The organism is Frateuria sp. (assembly GCF_013362045.1).
Taxonomy (GTDB): domain Bacteria; phylum Pseudomonadota; class Gammaproteobacteria; order Xanthomonadales; family Rhodanobacteraceae; genus Frateuria_A.
On the sequence record NZ_JABFWW010000251.1, the window covers coordinates 1 to 6,679 of the forward strand.

General features: G+C 71.1%; 6 protein-coding genes. All 6 read left to right on the top strand.

All coding sequences use genetic code 11. The features are described from left to right. Positions 1 to 2,033: glycoside hydrolase family 3 C-terminal domain-containing protein (locus HOQ08_RS11930; protein ID WP_291195015.1), on the top strand; the 2,033-nt coding region annotated here is incomplete at its 5' end. Between the two features lie 22 nt (positions 2,034 to 2,055). After that, positions 2,056 to 3,033 carry a LysR substrate-binding domain-containing protein gene (locus tag HOQ08_RS11935; protein ID WP_291195018.1) on the top strand — a complete coding sequence of 326 codons (978 nt, stop codon included), beginning with the start codon at positions 2,056 to 2,058 and terminating at the stop codon, positions 3,031 to 3,033. After that, positions 3,030 to 4,142 carry an S-(hydroxymethyl)glutathione dehydrogenase/class III alcohol dehydrogenase gene (locus tag HOQ08_RS11940; RefSeq protein WP_291195021.1) on the top strand — a complete coding sequence of 371 codons (1,113 nt, stop codon included), beginning with the start codon at positions 3,030 to 3,032 and terminating at the stop codon, positions 4,140 to 4,142. Before HOQ08_RS11935 ends, HOQ08_RS11940 begins: the two co-directional genes overlap by 4 nt. Before the next feature lie 96 nt (positions 4,143 to 4,238). Then, on the top strand, positions 4,239 to 5,117 hold the full coding sequence (locus HOQ08_RS11945; RefSeq protein ID WP_291195023.1) for a methyltransferase: 879 nt from the start codon (positions 4,239 to 4,241) through the stop codon (positions 5,115 to 5,117). Positions 5,118 to 5,123: 6 nt separating this feature from the next. Beyond that, entirely contained in the window at positions 5,124 to 5,657 is a 534-nt protein-coding gene (locus HOQ08_RS11950) for a pseudouridine synthase (RefSeq protein ID WP_291195025.1), read from the top strand. A 53-nt stretch (positions 5,658 to 5,710) separates the two neighbouring features. Continuing rightward, entirely contained in the window at positions 5,711 to 6,460 is a 750-nt protein-coding gene (locus HOQ08_RS11955; RefSeq protein ID WP_291195028.1) for a class I SAM-dependent methyltransferase, read from the top strand. Positions 6,461 to 6,679: the final 219 nt, after the last annotated feature.

Here is a 6,679-nt window from a genome sequence, read left to right on the forward strand (position 1 = left end):
TCATCTACAGCGCGTTCGGCGAACCGGACGACAGCCACCATCTGCCCAAGCCCGCCGGTGCGATCGGCTCGGCCGGCTACGTGCCCGGCATCCCGCGGCTGGGCATCCCGGCGCAGCAGCTGAGCGACGCGGGGCTGGGCGTGGCCAACCCGGTCAACGTGCGCCCGGGCGACACCGCCACCTCGCTGCCCGCAGGGCTGGCCACCGCGGCCAGTTGGGACCCGCAGGTGGCCTACGCCGGCGGCGCGATGATCGGCAGCGAGGCCTGGCACAAGGGCTTCAACGTGCTGCTGGCCGGCGGCATGGACCTGCAGCGCGAGCCGCGCAACGGGCGCAACTTCGAGTACGCGGGCGAGGATCCGCTGCTGGCCGGCACGATGGTCGCCGCCGCGGTACGCGGCATCCAGGACCAGCACGTGATCGCCACCGTCAAGCACTACGCGCTCAACGACCAGGAAACCGCGCGCAACAGCATCGACGTGCGCATCGGGGAGAAGGCGATGCGCGAATCCGACCTGCTCGCCTTCGAGCTGGCGATCGAGCAGGGCAAGCCCGGCTCGGTGATGTGTTCCTACAACAAGTTCAACGGCGATTGGGCCTGCGAGAACCGCTTCCTGCTCGACCAGGTGCTCAAGCACGACTGGGCCTACCCCGGCTACGTGATGTCCGACTGGGGCGCGGCGCACAGCGCGGCGAAGGCCGCCAACGCGGGCCTGGACCAGGAGTCGGCCGCGCTGGCGTTCGACAAGGAGGTGTACTTCGACAAGCCACTGAAGCAGGCGCTGGCGGATGGCGAAGTGAGCCAGGCGCGGCTGGACGACATGGTCGGGCGCATCCTGCGCAGCATGTTCGCGGTGGGGCTGATCGACCATCCGCCGCAGCCGGGCCCGGTCGACGAGAAGGCGCACCTGGCCGTGGCGCAGCACGCGCTGGAGGCTGGCGCGGTGCTGCTGCGCAACCAGCGCGGGCTGCTGCCGCTGGCGGGCGACGCGAAGTCCATCGCGGTGATCGGCGGCCACGCGGACAAGGGCGTGATGGCCGGCGGCGGCTCGTCGATGGTGACCCCGCGCGGCGGCAACGCCGTGCCCGGCCTGCAGCCGGCGGCCTGGCCGGGCCCGGTGACGTTCGATCCCTCGGCGCCGCTGGCGGCGATCCGGGCGCTCGCCGGCAATGGCGCGAAGGTGGACTTCGCCAGCGGCGACGACATCGCCGCCGCCGCGGCGCTGGCCAAGCGCGCGCAGGTGGCGGTGGTGTTCGTCACGCAATGGGCGGCCGAATCGTTCGACGCGCCCGACCTCAGGCTGCCGGGCAACCAGGACGCGCTGGTGGACGCGGTGGCCCGGGCCAACCCGCGCACTGTGGTGGTGCTGGAGACCAACAGCCCGGTGGCGATGCCGTGGCTCGATCGCGTCGGCGCCGTGCTGCAGGCCTGGTATCCGGGCAGCGCCGGAGGCGAGGGCATCGCGAACCTGCTGTTCGGCAAGGTCGACCCGTCCGGCCGCTTGCCGATCACCTGGCCACGCGCGCTGGATCAGCTGCCGCGCCCGCAATTGCCGGGCGCCACCGCGGGCACGCACGCGGCAACCAGCGTCGACTACGACATCGAAGGCGCCGATGTCGGCTACCGCTGGTTCCAGCGCACGCACCGCGAGCCGCTGTTCCCGTTCGGCTACGGCCTCTCGTACACCCGCTTCGCCCATGGCGAGCCGGCGGTGGACGTGCGCGACGGCCTGCCGCGCGTGCGCGTGACCGTGCGCAACACCGGCCGGCGCGACGGTGCGGACGTGGCGCAGGTCTACGTGCAGGTGCCCGGTTCGCCGGTGCGGCGCCTGGCCGGCTTCGCCAAGGTGGCGCTGGCGCCAGGGCAGTCGCGCGAGGTGTCGGTCGAACTGGAGCCGCGCCTGCTGGCCGACTTCGACACCGGCACGCGGCACTGGGTGATCCGCGGCGGCCGCTATGCGTTCTACGTCGGCCGCTCGGCGAGCGACCTGTCCGCACCGCGCTACGTGGAGCTGCCGCAGCGGCGCCTGTAGCGCGTTTCACCGGAGACATGCGATGAGCCAGATCCCGCTGGGCCTGTTGCAGCAGTTCGTGCGGGTGGCCCGCCTGGGCAACCTCTCGCGCGCGGCGGCGCAGGCCAACCTCACCGTCAGCGCGCTGAGCCACCAGATCCGCCAGCTGGAGGAGCGCCTGGGCCGGCGCCTGTTCGAACGCGGCCCGCGCGGGGTGACGCTGACGGTCGAAGGCTGCAGCCTGCTCGAGGCGGTGGCCGGGCACTTCGACGGCATCGAGCACGCGCTTTCGCGCTACCGCGAGCGGCGGCACGACTCGCTCACGCTGAGTGCTAGCTCCGGGATCATGTCCAGCTGGCTGGTGCCGCGCCTGCCGCGCCTGGTGGCGACCCATCCGGAGCTGGAGCTCAACCTGCAATCGAGCTCGACGCTGGTCGACTTCGAGCGCGAGCCGGTGGACGTCGCGCTGCGCTACGGCCGCGGCCAGTGGGAGGGCTTGCGCTGCGAGCGGCTGTTCGGCGAATGGCTGGCGCCGGTGGCCACGCCCGAACTGGTCGCGCGCATGGGCGGCGCCGACCCCAACGACCTGCGCGCCTGGCCGCTGCTGGGCGACCCCTCGAACCGCTGGCGCGATTGGTTCGCGCACGTCGGCGGCGAGCTGCCCAGGCGCTACGTGGCGCATTTCGACAGCACCGACGCCCTGCGCCACGCGGCGCTGGAGGGGCTGGGCGTGGCGCTGGGGCGGATGGTCACGTCCAGTTCGCTGATCGAGGCGGGCCGGCTGGTGGTGCTGGGCGAGCGGTTCATGCCGACGGAGGAGGCCTACTGGCTGGTCTATCCACCGCGCTCGCAGGAGCACCGGGGGCTCGGAGTGTTCCGCGAGTGGGTGCTGGCCGAGGCCGAGGGGTATTGCCGCGAATGCCTGGCCTGCGCGCAGCCCGGGCGTCCACCGGAACTTCCGCGGTGCGCGGGCGCGAGTGCACCATCGTCGTTCCCCCTGTTGCCGGAAACAACGTCATGAAATCCCGCGCCGCCGTCGCCTGGGAAGCAGGCAAGCCGCTGTCGATCGAAGAGGTGGAGGTGGCCGGCCCGAAGGCCGGCGAGGTGCTGGTGCGCATCGTCGCCACCGGCGTGTGCCACACCGATGCGTTCACCCTCTCCGGCGCCGACCCGGAAGGCCTGTTCCCGGCGATCCTGGGACACGAGGGCGGCGGCATCGTCGAGGAGGTCGGCCGGGGCGTGACCACGCTGGCGGTGGGCGACCACGTCATCCCCCTGTACACGCCCGAGTGCGGCACCTGCGAATACTGCCGCTCGGGCAAGACCAACCTGTGCCAGCGCATCCGCGCCACCCAGGGCCAGGGCCTGATGCCTGACGGCACCTCGCGCTTCTCCAAAGGCGGCCAAATGATCCGCCACTACATGGGCACCAGCACCTTCAGCCAGTACACGGTGCTGCCCGAAATCGCGGTGGCGAAGATCAACAAGGCCGCGCCGCTGGAGAAGGTCTGCCTGCTCGGCTGCGGCATCACCACCGGCATCGGCGCAGTGCTCAACACAGCCAAGGTGGAGCCGGGCGCCAGCGTGGCGGTGTTCGGGCTGGGCGGTATCGGCCTGTCGGTGGTGCAGGGCGCAGTGATGGCCAGGGCCGGGCGCATCGTGGTGGTCGATTCCAACCCGGCCAAGTTCGAGTTGGCGCGGCTGCTCGGCGCCACCGATTTCGTGAACCCGAAGGATCATCCGGACACGCCCGTCCAGCAGGTGATCGTCGAGCTCACCGACGGCGGCGTGGACTATTCGTTCGAGTGCATCGGCAACGTCGAGGTGATGCGCTCGGCGCTGGAGTGCTGCCACAAGGGCTGGGGCGAGTCGATCATCATCGGCGTGGCCGGCGCCGGGCAGGAGATCCGCACGCGCCCGTTCCAGCTGGTCACCGGGCGCGTGTGGCGCGGTAGCGCCTTCGGCGGCGTGAAGGGCCGCTCGCAGCTGCCCGGCTACGTCGAGCGCTACCTGGCCGGCGAGATCCGCATCGACGAGATGGTCAGCCAGGAGCTGCCGCTGGAACGCATCAACGAGGCGTTCGACGCCATGCACGAAGGGCGCGTGATCCGCTCGGTGATCCGCTACTAGATTCTTCCCTCGTTCGGGGAAGGATCCCGGCGCGAGTGCTCGGCTAGAATGCGCGGCGTTTGCATCACACCTCATCCGCGGCCCTGGGAGATCACGATGAAGATCCTGCTGCTGTCAGCTCTGTGCACCGCCGCCCTGCTGGCTGGCCCGGCCCGGGCGCAGGACCAGCCCGCCGACGCCCTGGTGCCGCCGACCAGCGCCAGTGACTACACCGCCGCCCAGCTGGACCAGGTGATCGCCGGCGACTGGCGGCCGGCCGCGCACCGTGCGCGCGACACCTACCGGCACCCGAAGGCCACGCTGGAATTCTTCGGCGTGCGGCCGGACCAGACGCTGATCGAGATCACGCCCTCCGGCGGCTGGTACGCCGAGATCCTGGCGCCGCTGCTGCGCGACAACGGCCACTATGTCGCGGCCGAGACCAGGCCCGACTCCAATGCCGAGGCGCGCAGCGACGACAGCGCGCTGCGCAAGCTGTTCGCCGCGCGTCCGGCGCAGTTCGACCACGCCGCCATCGTCGCCTTCGATCCCAAGGCGCCGGTGCTCGGCGCGCCGGGCTCGGCCGACCGCGTGCTGACCTTCCGCAACGTGCACAACTGGGCCATGGCAGGCACGGCGCCGGCGATGTTCAAGGCGTTCTTCGCCGTGCTCAAGCCCGGCGGCGTGCTCGGCGTGGTCGACCACCGCGCCGACGAGGGCGCCGCGCTGGAGGAGGTCAAGGACAGCGGCTACCTGCCGGTCGGCTACGTGGTCAAGCTCGCCACCGATGCCGGCTTCGTGCTCGACGGGCAGAGCGAGATCAACGCCAACCCCAAGGACGACCACGACCATCCCAAGGGCGTGTGGACCCTGCCGCCCACGCTGGCGCTGGGCGAACAGGACAAGGCCAAGTACCTGGCGATCGGCGAGTCCGACCGCATGACGCTGCGCTTCGTCAAGCCGGAGGCACCGGCGCACGCGGGCTCCGCGCCGTAGCGGACCGTGCTGGTCGCGCTCAACAAGCCCTACGGCGTGCTGTGCCAGTTCAGCGGCGACGGCAGCCGGCCCACGCTGGCGGACTACGTGCGCGAAAAGGACGTCTATCCGGCTGGGCGGCTGGACCACGACAGCGAGGGCCTGCTGCTGCTCACCGACGAGGGCCCGCTGGCGCACCGGCTGACCGATCCGAAGCACAAGCAGCCCAAGACCTACCTGGTGCAGGTGGACGGTGCGATCACCGATGAAGCACTGGCCGCCTTGCGCCAGGGCGTGATGCTCAACGACGGGCCGACCCTGCCCGCCGGCGCGGAACATGCGGTTGAGCCGCAGTGGCTGTGGCCGCGCGATCCGCCGGTGCGCTTTCGCAAGGCCATTCCCACCAGCTGGCTGACGGTGACCCTGCGCGAGGGACGCAACCGCCAAGTGCGCCGGATGACCGCGGCGGTCGGCTTTCCCACCTTGCGGCTGGTGCGCCTGCGTATCGGGGATTACGCCCTGGACGGCCTCGCTCCGGGCCAGACGTGCCGGCTGCGGTAGGTGCCGCCGGCGCGGCTGCGGGATAATGGCGCACCCCTCGCAAGAGCCCAGCCATGTCCAGCTTCAAGGACCACTTCTCCGGCCACGCGCAGCTCTACCGCGATGCCCGCCCGCTGCCGCCAGGGGACTGGTTCGCCTGGCTCGCCGGCCAGGCGCCGGACCGCACGTTGGCCTGGGACGCCGGTTGCGGCAACGGCCAGGCCAGCCTGGGGCTGGCGGCGCATTTCGAGCGCGTGATCGCCACCGATCCCAGCGCTGCGCAGATCGGCCAGGCACCGTCGCATGAGGCGATTGACTACCGCGTGGAACCGGCCGAGCGCAGCAGCCTGGCGGCGGGCAGCGCCAGCCTGGTCAGCGTGTCGCAGGCATTGCACTGGTTCGACCTGGATGCGTTCCATGCCGAAGTCCGCCGCGTGGCGCGGCCGGGTGCGCTGCTGGCGGTGTGCGCCTACGGCAACTGCAGCGTGGACCGCGCGGTGGATGCGGTCGAACAGGCGCTCTACGCCGGCACGCTCGGCGGCGACTGGCCACCCGAGCGCGCGCTGGTGGACAGCGGCTACCGCGAACTGCCTTTCCCGTTTCCCGCCGTACCGGCGCCGACTTTCATGATGCGCGCGGACTGGAACCTGGCGCAGTTCATGGCCTATCTGCGTTCGTGGTCCGCCACGCAGCGCCATCTCAAGCGCACCGGCATCGATCCGGTGGAGCAGGTGGCGCCCGAGCTGGCCCGGGTCTGGGGCGCGCCGGAGCTCGTGCGGGCGGTGCGGTGGCCGTTCTTCACGCGGGTTGGGCGCGTCGGCTGACGCCTTTCTTCTTTTGCGCTCTCTCTCCTTTGGGGCGCGATGCCCTTGCTCCCTTTCCCCTATGGGTGAGGAGCGGGTGCTCGCGGGATGGATTGTGCGCTGTCGTGTTTTGCCTGTCGTTCTTTTTGTAGCGTTGCCGCGACCGGGCTCGCCTGCGGCGGGCTTTCGATCGCCTGCCGGCGCTCGAGTCACTTCTCTTTGCGGGCCCAAAGAGAAGTA

Bases quoted from the DNA above. Each gene is read 5' to 3' on its own strand.
- HOQ08_RS11935 (WP_291195018.1), top strand. From the start codon at position 2,056: ATGAGCCAGATCCCGCTGGGCCTGTTGCAGCAGTTCGTGCGGGTGGCC.
- HOQ08_RS11940 (WP_291195021.1), top strand. From the start codon at position 3,030: ATGAAATCCCGCGCCGCCGTCGCCTGGGAAGCAGGCAAGCCGCTGTCG.
- HOQ08_RS11945 (WP_291195023.1), top strand. From the start codon at position 4,239: ATGAAGATCCTGCTGCTGTCAGCTCTGTGCACCGCCGCCCTGCTGGCT.
- HOQ08_RS11955 (WP_291195028.1), top strand. From the start codon at position 5,711: ATGTCCAGCTTCAAGGACCACTTCTCCGGCCACGCGCAGCTCTACCGC.